This window comes from Streptomyces sp. NPDC046122, from assembly GCF_056429965.1.
This window is the reverse complement of sequence record NZ_JBWKLQ010000004.1, coordinates 294,005-310,214: the sequence shown is the minus strand read 5'-3', so window position 1 is coordinate 310,214 and position 16,210 is coordinate 294,005. Positions and strand designations below refer to the sequence as shown.

The window sequence follows — 16,210 nt, the reverse complement described above, 5'->3', positions numbered from 1 at the left end:
GCGCCGCGCCCTGCCCCCTCGACGGTCGAGGGGGCAGGGCGCGGCGTCGTCAGAGCGCCAGGCTCAGGAGCGCCGCGACCGCGAAGCCCGCGACGGACAGGACCGACTCCAGCACCGTCCAGGACTTCAGGGTGTCCCGCTCGGAGATGCCGAAGTACTTGGCGACGATCCAGAATCCGCCGTCGTTGACGTGCGAGGCGAAGATCGAGCCGGCCGAGATGGCCATGATGACCAGGGCCAGGAACGCCTGCGAGTGGCCGCCGCCCTCGACGAGCGGGAGGACGATGCCGGCCGTGGTGACGATCGCGACCGTCGCCGAGCCCTGCGCGACGCGCAGCACGAGGGAGATCAGATACGCGAGGACGACGACGGGCAGGCCGACGTCGTTGAAGGTGTCGGACAGGGCCTGGGCGACACCGCTCGCCTTGAGCACGGCGCCGAAGACGCCGCCCGCGCCCACGACCAGCAGGATGTTGCCCACGGGCTTGAGGGACGAGGTCGACACCTGCTCCAGGGACTTGCGCGACCACCCGCGCCGGATGCCGAGCAGGTAGTACGCCATCAGCAGCGCGATCGTCAGGGCGACGAAGGGGTTGCCGAAGAACTCGACGACCGAGCGGAGAAGGGAGGGTTCCAGTGCGATCGAGGAGAACGTCGCGGCGAGGATCAGGACCAGCGGCGTGCCGATGATGGTGAGGACCGTGGCCAGCGAGACGGGCTGCTCCTGCGGGGTGCGGCCCGCGGCGGTCTGTTCGGCGACGACGGCGGCCCTGGCGTCCTCGGCGGCCTCGACCATGTCGTGCGGGACCTCGACGAAGACGCGCTTGCCGATCCAGGCGGCGTACGCCCAGGCCGCGAGCACGGCGGGGACGCCGCAGACGACGCCCATGAGGATGACCCAGCCGAGCGACACGTGGAAGAGGCCGGCGGCGGCGACCGGGCCGGGGTGCGGGGGCAGGAACGCGTGGGTCATGGAGAGACCGGCCAGCAGCGGCATCGCGTACAGCACGATCGACTTGCCGGAGCGCTTGGCGGCGGCGTACACGATCGGGGCGAGGACGAAGATGCCGACGTCGAAGAAGACCGGGATGCCGAAGATGAGGCCGGTGAGGCCCATGGCGAGCGGGGCGCGCTTCTCGCCGAAGAGGCCCAGGAGGCGGCTGGACAACACCTCGGCCCCGCCGCTGACTTCGAGTATCGCCCCGAGCATCGTGCCGAGGCCGATGATGATCGCGACGTGGCCGAGGATGCCGCCCATGCCGGATTCGATGACGGAGACGACGGCCGACTTCTGGACCGTGCCGAAGAGTTCGGTGACCGAGAGGCCCGCACCGAGACCGACCGCGATGGAGACGGCCAGCAGCGCGACGAACGGCTGGAGCCTGACCTTGATGATCAGGAAGAGGAGCAGGGCGATGCCGAGGGCGGCGACGGTCAGCAGACCGGCGGTGCCGTCGATGAGGGTGAGGAGACCGCCGGTGTGGGGTGGGGTCTCCGCGGGAACGGGGGCGGCAGCGAGCAGGGGCATGAGGAGGACCTCGTAATTCCATGGGGCTTTCGGGCAGGGGGGATCGCGGCACGGCGCCCGGGCGGTGGGCGCCGTGCCGTGACGGCGTACGGCTACGGGGAGAAGAGGGGGAGGTGCGGGGCGCGTCAGCTCAGGACGGCGAGCGCGTCGATCTCGATGAGGAGTCCGGCCGGGAGTCCGACGTAGACGGTCGTACGGGCGGCGGGGGCCTCCTTGAGGCCCTGCTCCTCGAAGTACGCGTTGTAGATCTCGTTCATCTCGGCGAAGTGAGCGGTGTCGGTGAGGTAGACGCGCATCATCATCACGTCGTCCCAGCTCGCGCCGCCCTCCTCCAGGATCGCCTTGACGTTGGCGAAGGTCTGGAGGGTCTGCTCGCGCAGGGTCGGGCCCGCCGGGGTGGGCGCCCGGCCCTCGACGGCAGGCAGGAAGCCGACCTGACCGGCGACCTGGAGGATGTTGCCCTTGCGGACGCCGTGGGAGAACCTGGCCGGCGGGACGGTGTGGGTGGGCGGGGTGATCGCGGTCTTCTCGCTCATGCGCGTGCTTCCTTCGGGGGTGTGTTTCCTGAGTACTCGCTGCTGATGGCGTCGGCGGTGCGGCGCACCAGCGGCAGGAGGGTGAGGAGTTCCTCGGCGGTGACGACGACGTTCGGCGCGGACACCGACATGGCGGCGACGACCCGGCCGTCGGCGCCGCGGACGGGGGCCGCGACGCAGTTGATGGACTCCTCGTGGCCGCCGAGGTCGGTGGCCCATCCCTGTTCGCGTACGAGCGCCAGCTCCTTGAGGAAGGCGGCGGCGTTCGGCGTCGAACGGGAGGTGTACGCGGGGTAGTCGAGCTTCTCCGCGATGGCGCGGCGCTCGGCCTCGGGGAGGTCGGCGAGCAGCAGTTTCGCGACGGCGGCGACGGTGATCGCGACGGGTTTGCCGATGCGCGAGTACATGCGGACGGGGTAGCGGCTCTCGACCTTGTCGATGTAGAGGACCTCGACCTCGGTCTCCTCGTACACGGCGAGGTGGACGGTGTGCCCGCACTCGTTGTTGAGGGCGGTGAGGTGGGGGTGGGCGATCTCGCGCACGTCGAGGTTCTCGACGGCCTCCTGCGCGAGGGCGAAGAGGCGGGCGCCGAGGCGGTAGCGCTGGTCCTGCTGGCGGTAGACGAGGCCGTGCTCGTGGAGGGTGCGCAGGAGGCGCAGAGCGGTGGACTTGTGCACGCCGAGGCGGTCGGCGACCTGTCCGAGGTCGGCCGGTCCCTGCGCGAGCAGCGGCAGAATGCTCAGCGCTCGGTCGACGGTCTGGCTCATGGCGTACGTTCCTCCTGGTCGTCGGCGGCCCGGGGCGCGCCGGGCGCTTCGGTCGCGGGCGGCTCTGCGGCCGCCCGGGATCCGTCGACCTCGGCGGTCCAGCCGGGGCCGAGACGAAGTCTCCCCCAGTCGTCGGGGTCCAGGGCGGCGAGGCGGTCGGCGTCCGCGCGGGACGGGGGCGTGCCGAGGTCGCCGGGGACGGTGAGCGCCGCGGCGGCCATGAGGTGACCGTGCCGCAGCCGGTCGCGTACGGGCAGACCGCGCAGGGTCGCGGAGAGGAAACCGGCGGCGAAGGCGTCCCCCGCGCCGACGGGGGCGACGACGTCGACGCGCAGGGCGGGGACGGTGGTGACGGTGTCCCGGCCGGTGGCGGCGCGGGTGTAGACCGTGGCGCCCGCCGCGCCCCGCTTGACCACCAGGGTCTCCGGTTGCGGGAGCGTCGCGCGGATCGCGGACGCGCCCCGCACGTCCCAGGCCGTCTCGGCCTCGTCCTCGCCGACGAAGACGAGGTCCGCGCCGCGCGCGAGGTCGAGCAGCACCCGGGGGCCGTCCGCCCCGTGCCACAGGTGCGCGCGATGGTTCACGTCGAAGGAGACCAGCGGGCGGCCGGCGCGGCGGGCGGTCAGCGTGCGCATCAGCGCCAGGCAGTCGGCGGAGAGCGCCGCCGTGATCCCGGACAGGTGCAGTACGCGGCCCCCGGCCAGGTCACCGGGCGGCACGGTGAGCGGGGACATCGCGGAGGCGGCGGACCCGGCGCGGTAGTAGACGACCTCGAAGCCGTCGGCGTCGCGGTCGTCCGCCGTGCGGAAGTAGACGCCGGTGGGGCGGTGGGGGTCGCGCCGGACGGCGGAGGTGTCGACTCCGTACGCGGCGATGGTGTCGACGAGGTGGTCGCCGAAGCCGTCCGCGCCGACCCGGCCCACCCACCGCGTGCGGTGTCCAGCGGCGGCCAGGGCGCAGGCGACGTTGGACTCGGCGCCCCCGATGCCTCGCCCGAAGGAGGGTACGTCGGCGAGGCGGCCGGGCCGGGAGGGCAGGAACGTCACCATGGACTCGCCGAGGCAGATCACATCCACCGTCGCGGCGTCCGCCTCTCGCTCTGCTGCTTCGTCCGCGGGCGCGGTCACGATCGAGCTCCTCACCGTTGACCCTGCATCGGCTCGGATGTTAGACAGCGTTCAACGATATGCGCAATGGTCGTTGCACATGCTGCAACCTACGTGAGGAGGCCGTCATGGCCGTCGACAACCCGGCCGGACGAGACACCGGCCATGCGAACCGAGCGGCCCTCGCGGCGCTCGCCGGCGAGCGCGTGGACCACCGCTTCAAGGGACTGCCGCCGGACGCCGACGGCCTGACCGTCGGCGCGCTCGCCGCCGAGCGGCGCAACCTCTTCACGGGCGGCTTCACCACTCCCGTCCTCGCCCTCTCCGCCGAGTCGGTCGAGCACAACCTCGCCCTGCTGGAGACGTACGCCGAGCGCCACGGCCTCGCGTTCGCCCCGCACGGAAAGACGTCGATGTCGCCCCAGCTCTTCGCGCGCCAGCTGGAGCGCGGGGCGTGGGGCATCACCGCCGCCGTCCCGCACCAGGCGCGCGTCTACCGGGCGTACGGCATCCAGCGCGTCTTCCTCGCCAACGAGGTCGTCGACGCGGCGGCGCTGCGCTGGCTGGCCGCGGAACTGGACGCGGACCCCGGCTTCCGCTTCGTCTGCTACGTCGACTCCGTGCGCGGAGTGCACCTGATGGACGAGGCGCTGCGGGCGGCCGCCGCCTCCCGCCCGATGGACGTGGTCGTCGAACTCGGCGCCGGGGAGGGCGCCCGTACCGGCGCCCGGACGGCCGCCGACTGCGCGGCGGTCGCGGACGCGGTCGCGGCCACGTCGACGCTGCGGCTGGTGGGGGTGGCCGGGTACGAGGGCGAGGTGCCCCGGGCGGACGGCGACCGGGTGCGCGCCTGGGTACGCGAACTGGTCGCCGTGGCGGCGGAGTTCGACAGGGCGGGCCGGTTCGCCGCCGCCGGGGAGATCGTGATCAGCGCGGGCGGCAGCGCGTGGTTCGACGCGGTCGCGGAGGTGTTCGCGCAGATCCCCGAGCTGTCGCTGCCGGTGCTCAAACTGATCCGGTCCGGGGCCTACGTCTCGCACGACGACGGCCACTACCACCGCCTCACCCCGTTCAACCGGGTCACGGAGGAGGGCGAACTCCAGCCGGCGTTCCGCCTGTGGGCGCAGGTCGTCTCCCGGCCCACGCCGGAGCAGGCGTTCGTCAACGCGGGCAAGCGCGACGCGGCGTACGACCTGGACCTGCCGGTGGCCCGGGCGGTACGGGACGCCGGCACGGGCGAGATCCGCCCTGCGGACGGCATCACGGTGACCGGGCTCTCGGACCAGCACGGCTGGGTCCGTACGGAGCCGGACGCCGACCTGGAGGTCGGCGACTGGCTCGGCCTGGGCCTGTCGCACCCGTGCACGTCGTTCGACAAGTGGCAGCTGATCCCGCTGGTGGAGGCGGACGGCACCGTGACGGACTACCTCCGCACGTTCTTCTAGCCCGCGGCGCGCCGGGCCGGGCGTGGGGGCCGCGGCGCCGCGGCCCCCACCCGTTCACCCCGGTTCCCCAGCCGCTCAGAGAGGCGAATCAGCCATGGACCTCGTCATCCGCGACGTACGCGTCATCGACGGCACCGGCGGTGCCTCCTACCGCGCCGACGTCGGCCTGGCCGGGGGCCGCATCGCCGGGATACGGCGCCGCGGCGACGGTGGCCCCGGGCTCGGCGCGCCGCGCACGCTGGACGCGGACGGCCTCGCCCTCTCCCCCGGCTTCATCGACATGCACGCCCACAGCGACCTCGCGCTGCTCCGCGACCCGGACCACAGCGCCAAGGCGGCCCAGGGCGTGACGCTCGAAGTCCTCGGCCAGGACGGCCTGTCTTACGCACCGGTCGACGACCGCACTCTGGCGGAGGTCCGCAGGACGATCACCGGCTGGAACGGCGGCGGGCCCGGGGACACGGGCGTCGACTTCGACTGGCGGACCGTCGGCGAGTACCTCGACCGGCTCGACCGGGGCGTCGCCGTCAACGCCGCGTACCTCGTCCCGCAGGGCACGGTCCGCATGTACGCGACCGGCTGGGACGACCGCCCGGCGACCCCCGCCGAGCTGGACCGCATGCGGCAGCTCGTCGCCGACGGCATGGAGCAGGGCGCCGTCGGCATGTCGTCGGGCCTGACCTACACGCCCGGCATGTACGCGGACGACGCCGAACTCACCGCGCTGTGCCGCGTGGTGGCGCGGTACGGCGGCTACTACTGCCCCCACCACCGCTCGTACGGCGCCGGAGCCCTGGCGGCGTACGAGGAGATGGTGTCCCTCACCCGCGACGCCGGCTGCGCGCTGCACCTCGCCCACGCCACCATGAACTTCGGGGTCAACAAGGGCCGGGCGCCCGACCTCCTCGCCCTGCTCGACTCGGCGCTCGACGGCGGCGCGGACATCTCGCTCGACACCTATCCGTACACGCCGGGCTGCACGACGCTCGTCGCCATGCTGCCGAGCTGGGCGAGTGAGGGCGGTCCCGAGGCGACACTCGCCCGTCTGCGGGACGACGGGAGCGCCGAGCGGATCCGTCACCACATGGAGGTGGTGGGCGCCGACGGCTGCCACGGCGTGCCCATCGAGTGGGACACGATCGAGATCTCCGGCGTGAGCGACCCCGCCCTGGCGGGCTGGGTGGGCAGGACGATCGCCGAGTCCGCCGCCCTGCGGGGCGAGGAACCGTGGGTCACCGCCCGGCGCCTGCTCGTCGACGACAACCTCGGCTCGACGATCCTCCAGCACGTCGGGCACGAGGAGAACGTCCGCGCGATCATGCGCCACCGCGTCCACACCGGCGGCAGCGACGGCATCCTCCAGGGCGACAAGCCGCACCCGCGCGCCTACGGCACCTTTCCCCACTACCTGGGCCACTACGCCCGCGACCTGGGCGTCCTCTCGCTGGAGGAGTGCGTCGCGCACCTCACCTCGCGCCCGGCGGCGCGCCTGCGGCTGCCGGACCGGGGGCTCGTGAAGGAGGGCTACCGCGCGGACCTCGTGCTGTTCGACCCGGACACCGTCGCGGCGGGCTCGACGTTCGAGGCCCCGCGCACCCTGCCGGTGGGCATCCCGTACGTCCTGATCGACGGCCGGTTCGTGATCGAGGACGGGAAGCGGACGGACGTCCTCGCGGGGCGGTCGGTACGGCGTACGGCCTGAGCGGCGGAATGTCCCGCGAGCGCGGGGCGCTAGCGCACCGGCGCGGACCGCTTCGGCCCGTCGGCCGACTCGCCGTCCGGCCGCGGCGCGGCGTCCGTGTGCCTGCGCATCGACGGCAGGGCGACGGCCCGGGACGTGCGCCGTACGGGACCGCTCGCCGGTACGCCGGTCCGTCCGCCCGCCGCTGGTGACGGCCACCGGCCGCTCTCGCGCAGCAGCAGCACCGCGCCCAGTGCGCACACGGCGCCCGCGAGGTAGAAGCCGTACCCCGGGGTGCTGCCCGTGGGGTGCGTCTCGTAGACAAGGGCGGCCGACAGCACCGACAGGACGCGGCCGAGCCGGCCGTTCCAGGCGGTGGCCGCGACGACGGCCGTGCCCCAGAGCAGGTACCACGGCTGCACCATCGGCGAGAGGGCCACCAGAGCGACCAGCGCCACGCCCAGCGCGTGGACCGGATGCGGCGGCGGGCCGCCCCGCCAGGGCCGCACCCGGCGGAAGGTCGCCAGGGCGGCGTACCCGACGACGGCGAGCGCGAGGGCGAGGCCCAGCGTCTGGAACGCCCGCTTGACCGGCTGCGGGTCCCAGCCGAACAGCGCGTGCGCACCCTCGCCGACACCCAGGCCGATGTCGCTCGTGGCCGACAGCGCGGTGTGGATGGTCCCGGCGACGCTCTGCGTGTGCAGCCACCCGAAGCCGGTGCCGCTGAGCAGGGTGACGGTCACGGCGACCGCCCCGGCGACCAGGCCGGGGACGGCGAACGCCTTGACGGCTCGCCACGCCAGGGGGCCGGAGGTGCGGCGTACGGCAAGGGTGCCGACGAAGAGCAGGGCGACGGCGGCCGGCGACTTCACCATCATCGCCAGTGCGACGACCGCGCTGCCGAGTATCCAGCGGCCGCGCAGCGCGCACACCAGGCCCGTCAGCATGAGGGCGATCATCAGGCCGTCGTTGTGCATGCCGCCCACGACGTGGATCAGCAGCAGCGGGTTGAGGGCTCCGAGCCACAGCGCGCCGGTCTCGTCGGCGCCCCGCGCGCGGGCGATGCGGAGCGTCGCCCAGACGATCAGGGCGAGCGCGGCGAGGGCGACGAGGCGCATCCCGAGAACGGCGGGGACGATCCGGCCGTCGGTCACGAGCGCGACCCACTTCGCCAGGACGAGGAAGACGGGTCCGTACGGAGCCGGGCTGTCCCTCCACTGCGCGCCGCTGCTCGCCGCGGCGTCGGCGCCCAGTTCGTCCGGGCCGATGACCGAGGGACCAGACGTGTACACGTCATGGCCTTCGACGACCATCGCGCCCTGGGCGATGTAGCTGTAGACGTCGGCGCTGTGCAGCGGGGGCGCCGCCACGAGGGGAGCCGCCCACCAGGCCAGCGTCACCAGGACGTCGCGCACCTCGCCCGCGGCGCCCCGGGCGACGAGCCGCCCGTACCGCCACCAGGCCACGACCAGGACGGTCAGGCCGAGGTACGCCAGGACGGCGGCGGCAGCGGTCGTCGTGGCGCCGTGGGGCACCCACAGCCCCCACGGGTCGCGAGCCGGCAGCCTCCCGGCGGCCATGCCGCCCACGGCCACCGCGACCGATCCGGCGGCACCCAGCCGGCGGTACCCGGCAGCACTCAGCGTCCACATGACCGGTCAACCTATCCGAGTCGCGGAAACGGCCGGAGGACGTGGGGGAACGACCGGACGGCGCACGGGATCAGGCGCGGGACGGCCGTACGCACCAGCAGGGCGGCGGCCGTACGGAGCACCGGGCGGCGCGCGCCGGAGCGGCCGGGCGGGATCGCGCGGCCCCGCGACCGTTCGCGGCGGGCTCCGCCCCGGGACGGCTTCCCCCGGGGCGCAGCCCGCCCCCGACTACGGCTTGGGCAGGGTGCAGCCCGGGCGGGTCAGGTCGACCTTGCTGCCGGCCCCGATGCAGGCGACGAACCCGTACGTCTGCTGGCCGTAGTTGATGCCCTTGCGCACGGTCACATTGCCGCTCTCGTCGACCTCGCACGGGTTGTTGTCCGTGCAGCGCGCGCCGTCCTCGTTACCGGTGTTGTTCACGGCCACGACCTTGCCGGTGGCCGTGTCGACCACGGGTGAGCCGGAGGTGCCGCCGATGGTGTTGCACGCCGAGGTGTAGCGGACCGAGTCCTTCCAGGTCCACGCGCCCTCCTTCAGCCGGTACGCGAAGCCGTCGACGGAACAGCTGTAGATCCGCTTCCAGTAGCCGGAGACGACCTTGATGGCCGTGCCCTGCGCGGGACGGGTGGCGCTCAGTTCCAGCGCCTTGATGTTGTGGGCGTTCTGTATCTGGGCGTAGGTGCTGGTGAGCTGGTACAGCGAGGCGTCGGTGTCGGTCATCGTGGCGTACGCGATCTTGCTCGCCCGGAGCGTCGCGACCTTGCTGCCCGCCGAGTTCAGCAGGCTGAAGGTCCGGGAGGACGGCTTGTCCACCACGACCTGCCCCGGAGCGGGGAAGCCGGTCTCCAGGCAGTGCCCGTTCGACAGCACGAGCGCCGGGTCGCCCGGCTGCGAGGCGGGCGTACGCACCACGGAGCCGGAACAGTTGCTGAGCGCCACCGTTCCGGCGAAGTCGACCGCCTTGACGGCCGGCCGGTCCTGCTGGGGGCTGCGAGTCTCCGCGGCCGCCGGCGCCGCTGCCGCTCCGGAGAGCAGCAGGGCGAAGAGCGCGCCGACGAGAGGCTTCTTCATGTGGGGGTCCCCTCTTGAACGACCTGTGTGACCGGGGTGCGCGCACCCCGGTTTTGTCATGCGCATTGTTGAGGGGATTCCACATGCCGGACAAGACCGCGATCAGGACGCGTGCGCCCGCTCGCGCGCGGAGCGACTGGGGAGCACCACCGGGCCCCCGTCACCGCCGCAGCCGACCTGCGATTCCGGCAGGTCCGGGCGGTCGCTCCGGGGCGGACGCTCCGGGGCGGACGTACACCCGCGTGGCCAAAAACACGAAGCGGGTCCCGTTATGCACCCGTAAGGTGGCCAGCATGCAGGTGATCCAGTCGACGAAGCTCGCAAACGTCTGTTACGAAATCCGCGGCCCCGTGCTCGAGGAGGCGATGCGGCTCGAAGCGGCGGGTCACCGCATCCTCAAGCTCAACACCGGCAACCCGGCGGCGTTCGGTTTCGAGTGCCCGCCCGAGATCCTCGAGGACATCCTCCGCAACCTCGCGGGCGCGCACGGCTACGGCGACGCGAAGGGCCTGCTGGCGGCGCGGCGCGCGGTCATGCAGCACTACCAGACCAAGGGCATCGAGCTGGACGTCGAGGACGTCTACCTCGGCAACGGCGTCTCCGAGCTGATCCAGATGTCCATGCAGGCGCTGCTCGACGACGGCGACGAGGTGCTCGTCCCCGCGCCGGACTACCCGCTGTGGACCGCGTCCGTCTCCCTCGCCGGCGGCACGGCCGTGCACTACCGCTGCGACGAGCAGGCCGACTGGATGCCGGACCTCGCCGACATCGAGCGCAAGATCACGGACCGCACCAAGGCCATCGTCGTCATCAACCCGAACAATCCGACGGGTGCGGTGTACGACGACGAGATGCTGCGCGGACTGACCGAGATCGCCCGCCGCCACAACCTGATCGTGTGCTCCGACGAGATCTACGACCGGATCCTGTACGACGGCGCCACGCACACGCCGACCGCCGCCATCGCGCCCGACCTGCTGACCCTCACCTTCAACGGCCTGTCGAAGAACTACCGCGTCGCCGGCTACCGCAGCGGCTGGCTGGCGGTCTGCGGCCCGAAGGCGCACGCCTCCTCGTACATCGAGGGGCTCACGATCCTCGCCAACATGCGCCTGTGCGCCAACATGCCGGCGCAGCACGCGGTGGCCACCGCGCTCGGCGGCCGGCAGTCGATCGAGGACCTGGTGCTGCCGGGCGGCCGGATCCTGGAGCAGCGGAACACGGCGTACGAGCTGCTCACCCAGATCCCGGGCATCACCTGCGTGAAGCCCAAGGGCGCGCTGTACCTCTTCCCGCGCCTCGACCCCAAGGTCTACAAGATCAAGGACGACCGCGAGATGGTCCTCGACCTGCTGCGGGCCGAGAAGATCATGGTCGTGCAGGGTACGGGCTTCAACTGGCCCGATCCCGACCACTTCCGCATCGTGACGCTCCCGGCGGTGGAGGAGCTGGCGGACGCCGTGACGCGCATCGGGACGTTCCTGGACGGATACGGGCAGCCGTAGGCGGGCGGGCGCACCCCGGGCCCCAGCCGGATCGACCCGGCTCAACTTTAGACACAATCTAATGTAGGCTGGTGTCCTGATCCTGTCAGGAGGCCATCACATGTACGAGCCGATCCGTACCAAGTCGGTGCACCGCATGGCCGCCGACCGGGCCGACTTCCCGCACCGCTCCCGCGAGGAGGAGCTGGACATCCAGCTCGCCGGACACCTGGCGGCGCTCCTCGCGGTCACCGACGAGCTGGGTCTCGGCGCGGCGGCCGACCGCATCGCCACCCAGGTCGCCCGGCTGCGCGGCGCCCCGCCGGCCCGGCACGCCGGTCTCACCCACGCGGACCCGATCGCGCTCCATCGCCGCGCCCACGAGCTCGCGGGCCGCGCGCTCGTCGTCGCCGCCTCGCGCGCCGACACGGCGGTCGCGATCCTGGCCGCCGAGCGCATGGACGCCCACGCGGCCGCGCTCGAAGAGCTCCTCGTCGGAGCCCACTGACGGCCCCGGCCCGCGTGCCTTCGCGGCGCACGGGCCGGGTGCCACTGCATTCAGCCGGCTGAGGCGTTCCCCCGACCGCCCGGCCGCTCCCGCCCCCTCGCCCCCCGCCCTGCACCCGGCGCGCGGCGCCCGGCGCCCGGCGCCCGGCGCGAAACGAACAACCCCCGAAGCCGTGAGGGGGCTTCGGGGGTTGTGCCGCGGTCGGCCGATGACCCCACAGGTCAGGGCGGATGTCAGGACGGCCCGGCCGCGGAGTTCAGTGGAGCGGGGGGATCAGCCCAGGCGCTCGACGAGCGCGTGGTACTCGTCCCACAGCTCCTTCGGGGCGTGGTCGCCGAAGGTGTTCAGGTGCTCGGGGACCAGGGCGGCCTCCTCGCGCCAGACCTCCTTGTCGACCGTCAGCAGGAAGTCCAGCTCCTCCTCGGACAGGTCCAGACCGTCGGTGTCCAGGGAGCCCTTCGCCGGCAGGATGCCGATGGGCGTCTCGACACCCTGGGCCTTGCCCTCCAGGCGCTCGACGATCCACTTGAGCACGCGGCTGTTCTCGCCGAAGCCCGGCCACACGAACTTGCCCGCGTCGTTCTTGCGGAACCAGTTGACGTAGTAGATCTTCGGCAGCTTGGACTGGTCCTTGTCGGCGCCGACCTTGACCCAGTGACCCATGTAATCGCCCATGTTGTAGCCGCAGAACGGCAGCATGGCGAACGGGTCGCGGCGCAGCTCGCCGACCTTGCCCTCGGCGGCGGCGGTCTTCTCGGAGGCGACGTTCGCGCCGAGGAAGACACCGTGCTGCCAGTTGAAGGACTCGGTCACCAGCGGCACGGCGGTGGCGCGGCGGCCGCCGAAGAGGATCGCCGAGATCGGCACGCCCTTGGGGTCCTCCCACTCGGGCGCGATGATCGGGCACTGGCCGGCCGGAACGGTGAAGCGCGCGTTGGGGTGGGCGGCGGGGGTGCCGGACTCGGGGGTCCAGTCGTTGCCCTTCCAGTCCGTGAGGTGCGCGGGCGCCTCCTCGGTCATGCCCTCCCACCACACGTCACCGTCGTCGGTGAGCGCGACGTTCGTGAAGACGGAGTTGCCCCACATCGTCTTCATGGCGTTGGCGTTGGTGTGCTCACCGGTGCCCGGCGCGACGCCGAAGAAGCCGGCCTCGGGGTTGATCGCGTACAGCTGGCCGTCCTCGCCGAACCGCATCCAGGCGATGTCGTCGCCGATGGTCTCGACGGTCCAGCCGGAGATCGTGGGCTCCAGCATGGCGAGGTTGGTCTTGCCGCAGGCCGACGGGAACGCTGCCGCGACGTACTTCGGCTCGCCCTTGGGCGGCGTGAGCTTCAGGATCAGCATGTGCTCGGCCAGCCAGCCCTCGTCGCGCGCCATGACGGACGCGATGCGCAGGGCGTAGCACTTCTTGCCGAGCAGGGCGTTGCCGCCGTAGCCCGAGCCGTAGGACCAGATCTCGCGGTCCTCGGGGAAGTGCGAGATGTACTTCGTGGAGTTGCACGGCCACGGCACGTCGGCCTCGCCCTCGGCGAGCGGCGCGCCGAGGGTGTGGACGGCCTTGACGAAGAAGCCGTCGGTGCCGAGCTCGTCGAGGACGGCCTGGCCCATCCGGGTCATCGTGCGCATCGAGACGGCGACGTACGCCGAGTCGGTGATCTCGACTCCGATGGCGGACAGCGGGGAGCCGACGGGGCCCATGCAGAACGGCACGACGTACATCGTGCGGCCGCGCATCGAGCCGCGGAAGACGCCCTTCTCTCCGGCGAAGATCTCCCGCATCTCGGCGGGGGCCTTCCAGTGGTTGGTCGGGCCCGCGTCCTCTTCCTTCTCGGAACAGATGAACGTGCGGTCCTCGACGCGGGCGACGTCGCTCGGGTCGGACGCGGCGTAGTAGGAGTTCGGGCGCTTGACCGGGTCCAGCTTCTTGAACGTGCCCTTGGCCACGAGTTCCTCGGCGAGCCGCTCGTACTCGGCCTCCGAGCCGTCGCACCAGACGATCTGGTCCGGCTCGGTGAGGGCTGCGATCTCGTCGACCCAGGAGATCAGCTCCTGGTGGTTCGTCGGAAGGGTGGTGGGAGCCGCGTTCTCGCGCGCCACGGTTGCTCCTAAGTGAGGGTGTTTTTAGGTGTATGCCCCGTGGGGGCTGCGACCCGGATGCTTCACGACGTTGTTTCGTTGGCGCTCATCCGGTGCCGACCGCACTCATCTGATGATCCTTGCCGCCCGCCCATATGTCCAGGGGACCTCTCACGTGAGCATCACCACTCATTTCACCCCTACCTGCTCGTAACCTACGGTGGCGTAGGTAGGATTGATCGCATGACGTCCGCCCAGCCCGATCAGCGCACGAACCCCGACGACCCCGGGCAGGGGCCCGTCGAGATCGATCTTCCGAGTCCCGTCAAACCGAAGCTGCGCGGCTGGCTGCACGCGGGCATGTTCCCCGCGGTGCTGATCGCCGGCGTGACGCTCATCGTCCTCGCGGACTCCACCCGGGCCCGTGTGGCCTGCGGCATCTACATCCTGACCGCCTGTCTGCTCTTCGGCGTCAGCGCGGTCTACCACCGGGGTACCTGGGGGCCGCGGGGCGAGGCCGTTCTGCGCAGGCTCGACCACGCCAACATCTTCCTGATCATCGCCGGCACCTACACGCCTCTCACGGTGCTGCTGCTGCCCGAGCCCACGGGCCGCACCCTGCTGTGGGCGGTCTGGGCGGCGGCCGTCGCCGGAATCGCCTTCCGGGTCTTCTGGGTCGGCGCCCCACGCTGGCTCTACACCCCCTGCTACATCGCGATGGGCTGGGCGGCAGTCTTCTTCCTGCCCGACTTCATGCACGCGGGCGGCATCGCCGTACTGGTGCTGGTGATCGTCGGCGGGCTGCTCTACAGCGTCGGCGGCGTGATCTACGCCCTCAAGCGCCCCAACCCGTCACCGCGGTGGTTCGGGTTCCACGAGGTGTTCCACTCGCTGACCCTGGCGGCGTTCGTCGCGCACTACGTGGGCATCTCAATGGTCGCCTATTCGACCTGACGGCCACCGCCCGTCCTGCCGCCCGACCCGCGCCGCCCGCGGCGGCCGCGGCGGCCGCGGTCTCGACGCCGCGGCCACCCGCCACGCCACGAGCGCGACGACGGCCAGCACCACCCCGAGGACGGCGGCCCCGCCGCCGACCAGGAACCCCACGACGCACAGCGCCGCCGCGACGACGGCCGACCCGTTGACGACTTCCCGCATGACAACAGCCCCCTTCCGTGCGCATCTCCGCACGCCTGTCCGGTTTCACGGACCGTTCATCTACCCCACACACATCGTGACATGCCCCACTGACAGCGGTCCGGGGTCACGCAGCGGGCCGCAGGGGCCGATGCCCGACAATGGCGGTCATGGCCGCCGACACCCCGCACCCCCTCGCCGACACCGCACCGCCCCGCCCGGGCCTGCGCGAGCGCAAGAAGCTGAAGACGCGGACCGCGATCCGCACCGCGACGTACCGGCTGATCGCCGAGCAGGGGTACGAGGCCACCACCGTCGACCAGATCGCCGAGGCCGCGGAGGTCTCGCCCTCGACCGTCTTCCGTTACTTCCCGACCAAGGAAGACATCGTCATCACCGACGAGTACGACCCGCTGATGGAGTCGGCCCTGCGCGCCCGCCCCGCCGACGAGCCGCTCGTCGAGTCCCTGCGCGTCGTCGTCACCCAGGCGCTGCGTCACTCCCTGACCCACGAGCCCGAGGAGATGCTGACGCGTTCGCAGCTGCTGACCGAAGTGCCCGCCGTACGCGCCCGCATGATGGAGAGCATGTCCGTGACCGGCCGCATGCTGTGCGCGGTCGTGGCCGAGCGGACCGGGCGGCGGGCGGACGACCTCGACGTACGGGTCGTCTCGATGGGCTTCGTCGCGGCCCTGATGGAGACGACCGTGTACTGGGCCGAGCACGGCAGGCAGGACGACCTGATCGCTCTGGTCGACCGCACGCTCGACACCCTGGACCACGGCTTCCGCCTCTGACGCCCGGCGGCCCGCCGGTGACCCGGAGCCCGGGCCGCCGGCAGGCCGCCGGGTCACCGCCTGCGCAAGTCGCCCTTGTCGCAGGCCCGCCCGTCCCCGTCACGGTCCAGACGGTGCCGGTCGCAGCCGTCGTACCCCTCGGGCATCTTCACGCCCCGCGGCTTCCCGTGGTCCCCTGCCCCGGCGTCCTGGGCGCCGCCGCCAGTTCGTCGGCGAAACTCCGCACACGCTCCGCCGCGACCTGCCCCTGCGGGCCGATCCACACCCACTTCGAGACCGACGGCACGGTGGGGTTCCCGCCGCCCGCCGTCAGGACCTTCTGGTCCTGGGCGGGCGGCAGCAGCAGCGACGCGGACTGGTCGCGCTCGTCCTTCTTCCGCAGGCCCCGGAGGGGCTGAACATCCAATGATGTCCAGCCCCTC

At 72.2% G+C, this 16,210-nt stretch carries 15 protein-coding genes; 6 read left to right on the top strand and 9 right to left on the bottom strand.

Annotated features, from left to right (window positions below):
* Positions 1 to 49: 49 nt before the first annotated feature.
* The 4 genes from AC07FK_RS14555 to AC07FK_RS14540 form a co-directional block, all read right to left on the bottom strand.
* Positions 50 to 1,528, bottom strand: coding sequence for a GntP family permease (locus AC07FK_RS14555; RefSeq protein WP_479105214.1), 1,479 nt, complete (start codon positions 1,526 to 1,528; stop codon positions 50 to 52).
* 125 nt (positions 1,529 to 1,653) lie between these two features.
* Positions 1,654 to 2,064, bottom strand: coding sequence for a RidA family protein (locus AC07FK_RS14550; protein ID WP_479105213.1), 411 nt, complete (start codon positions 2,062 to 2,064; stop codon positions 1,654 to 1,656).
* Positions 2,061 to 2,831, bottom strand: a complete 771-nt coding sequence (locus tag AC07FK_RS14545) for an IclR family transcriptional regulator (protein ID WP_479105212.1) — start codon at positions 2,829 to 2,831, stop codon at positions 2,061 to 2,063. The genes AC07FK_RS14550 and AC07FK_RS14545 overlap by 4 nt, the downstream gene beginning before the upstream one ends.
* Positions 2,828 to 3,958, bottom strand: a complete 1,131-nt coding sequence (locus tag AC07FK_RS14540; RefSeq protein WP_479105211.1) for a sugar kinase — start codon at positions 3,956 to 3,958, stop codon at positions 2,828 to 2,830. Before AC07FK_RS14540 ends, AC07FK_RS14545 begins: the two co-directional genes overlap by 4 nt.
* Before the next feature lie 107 nt (positions 3,959 to 4,065).
* On the opposite strand from AC07FK_RS14540, the gene AC07FK_RS14535 reads away from it, so the two are divergent.
* Together AC07FK_RS14535 and AC07FK_RS14530 are read left to right on the top strand one after the other, a co-directional pair.
* Positions 4,066 to 5,382: an amino acid deaminase gene (locus tag AC07FK_RS14535; protein ID WP_479105210.1), complete on the top strand. Its 1,317-nt coding sequence runs from the start codon at positions 4,066 to 4,068 to the stop codon at positions 5,380 to 5,382.
* 94 nt (positions 5,383 to 5,476) lie between these two features.
* Entirely contained in the window at positions 5,477 to 7,084 is a 1,608-nt protein-coding gene (locus AC07FK_RS14530) for an N-acyl-D-amino-acid deacylase family protein (RefSeq protein WP_479105209.1), read from the top strand.
* Between the two features lie 29 nt (positions 7,085 to 7,113).
* On the opposite strand, the gene mptB is transcribed toward AC07FK_RS14530, so the two are convergent.
* Both mptB and AC07FK_RS14520 read right to left on the bottom strand, forming a co-directional pair.
* Complete coding sequence (gene mptB, locus AC07FK_RS14525) at positions 7,114 to 8,715, bottom strand: polyprenol phosphomannose-dependent alpha 1,6 mannosyltransferase MptB (RefSeq protein WP_479105208.1); 1,602 nt, start codon at positions 8,713 to 8,715, stop codon at positions 7,114 to 7,116.
* Positions 8,716 to 8,943: 228 nt separating this feature from the next.
* On the bottom strand, positions 8,944 to 9,786 hold the full coding sequence (locus tag AC07FK_RS14520) for a S1 family peptidase (RefSeq protein WP_479105207.1): 843 nt from the start codon (positions 9,784 to 9,786) through the stop codon (positions 8,944 to 8,946).
* A gap of 293 nt (positions 9,787 to 10,079) precedes the next feature.
* Between AC07FK_RS14520 and AC07FK_RS14515 the strand changes: the two genes are divergently transcribed.
* Together AC07FK_RS14515 and AC07FK_RS14510 are read left to right on the top strand one after the other, a co-directional pair.
* Positions 10,080 to 11,291 (top strand): pyridoxal phosphate-dependent aminotransferase, encoded by a 1,212-nt coding sequence (locus AC07FK_RS14515; RefSeq protein ID WP_479105206.1) that lies wholly within the window; start codon positions 10,080 to 10,082, stop codon positions 11,289 to 11,291.
* A gap of 100 nt (positions 11,292 to 11,391) precedes the next feature.
* Positions 11,392 to 11,778 (top strand): SCO4983 family protein, encoded by a 387-nt coding sequence (locus AC07FK_RS14510; protein WP_453403773.1) that lies wholly within the window; start codon positions 11,392 to 11,394, stop codon positions 11,776 to 11,778.
* Positions 11,779 to 12,051: 273 nt separating this feature from the next.
* Here the strand turns inward: AC07FK_RS14510 and AC07FK_RS14505 are convergent, their stop codons facing one another.
* Positions 12,052 to 13,875 carry a phosphoenolpyruvate carboxykinase (GTP) gene (locus tag AC07FK_RS14505; protein WP_479105205.1) on the bottom strand — a complete coding sequence of 608 codons (1,824 nt, stop codon included), beginning with the start codon at positions 13,873 to 13,875 and terminating at the stop codon, positions 12,052 to 12,054.
* Positions 13,876 to 14,097: 222 nt separating this feature from the next.
* Here AC07FK_RS14505 and trhA point away from each other — a divergent pair, with 222 nt between their 5' ends.
* Complete coding sequence (trhA, locus tag AC07FK_RS14500; protein WP_479105204.1) at positions 14,098 to 14,808, top strand: PAQR family membrane homeostasis protein TrhA; 711 nt, start codon at positions 14,098 to 14,100, stop codon at positions 14,806 to 14,808.
* Here the strand turns inward: trhA and AC07FK_RS14495 are convergent.
* Positions 14,785 to 15,012 (bottom strand): hypothetical protein, encoded by a 228-nt coding sequence (locus AC07FK_RS14495; RefSeq protein ID WP_479105203.1) that lies wholly within the window; start codon positions 15,010 to 15,012, stop codon positions 14,785 to 14,787. The two genes, trhA and AC07FK_RS14495, sit on opposite strands and share 24 nt — an antisense overlap.
* Before the next feature lie 140 nt (positions 15,013 to 15,152).
* Between AC07FK_RS14495 and AC07FK_RS14490 the strand changes: the two genes are divergently transcribed.
* Positions 15,153 to 15,788: a TetR/AcrR family transcriptional regulator gene (locus AC07FK_RS14490; RefSeq protein ID WP_479105202.1), complete on the top strand. Its 636-nt coding sequence runs from the start codon at positions 15,153 to 15,155 to the stop codon at positions 15,786 to 15,788.
* Positions 15,789 to 15,936: 148 nt separating this feature from the next.
* On the opposite strand, the gene AC07FK_RS14485 is transcribed toward AC07FK_RS14490, so the two are convergent.
* Positions 15,937 to 16,194: a hypothetical protein gene (locus AC07FK_RS14485; protein ID WP_479105474.1), complete on the bottom strand. Its 258-nt coding sequence runs from the start codon at positions 16,192 to 16,194 to the stop codon at positions 15,937 to 15,939.
* Positions 16,195 to 16,210: the final 16 nt, after the last annotated feature.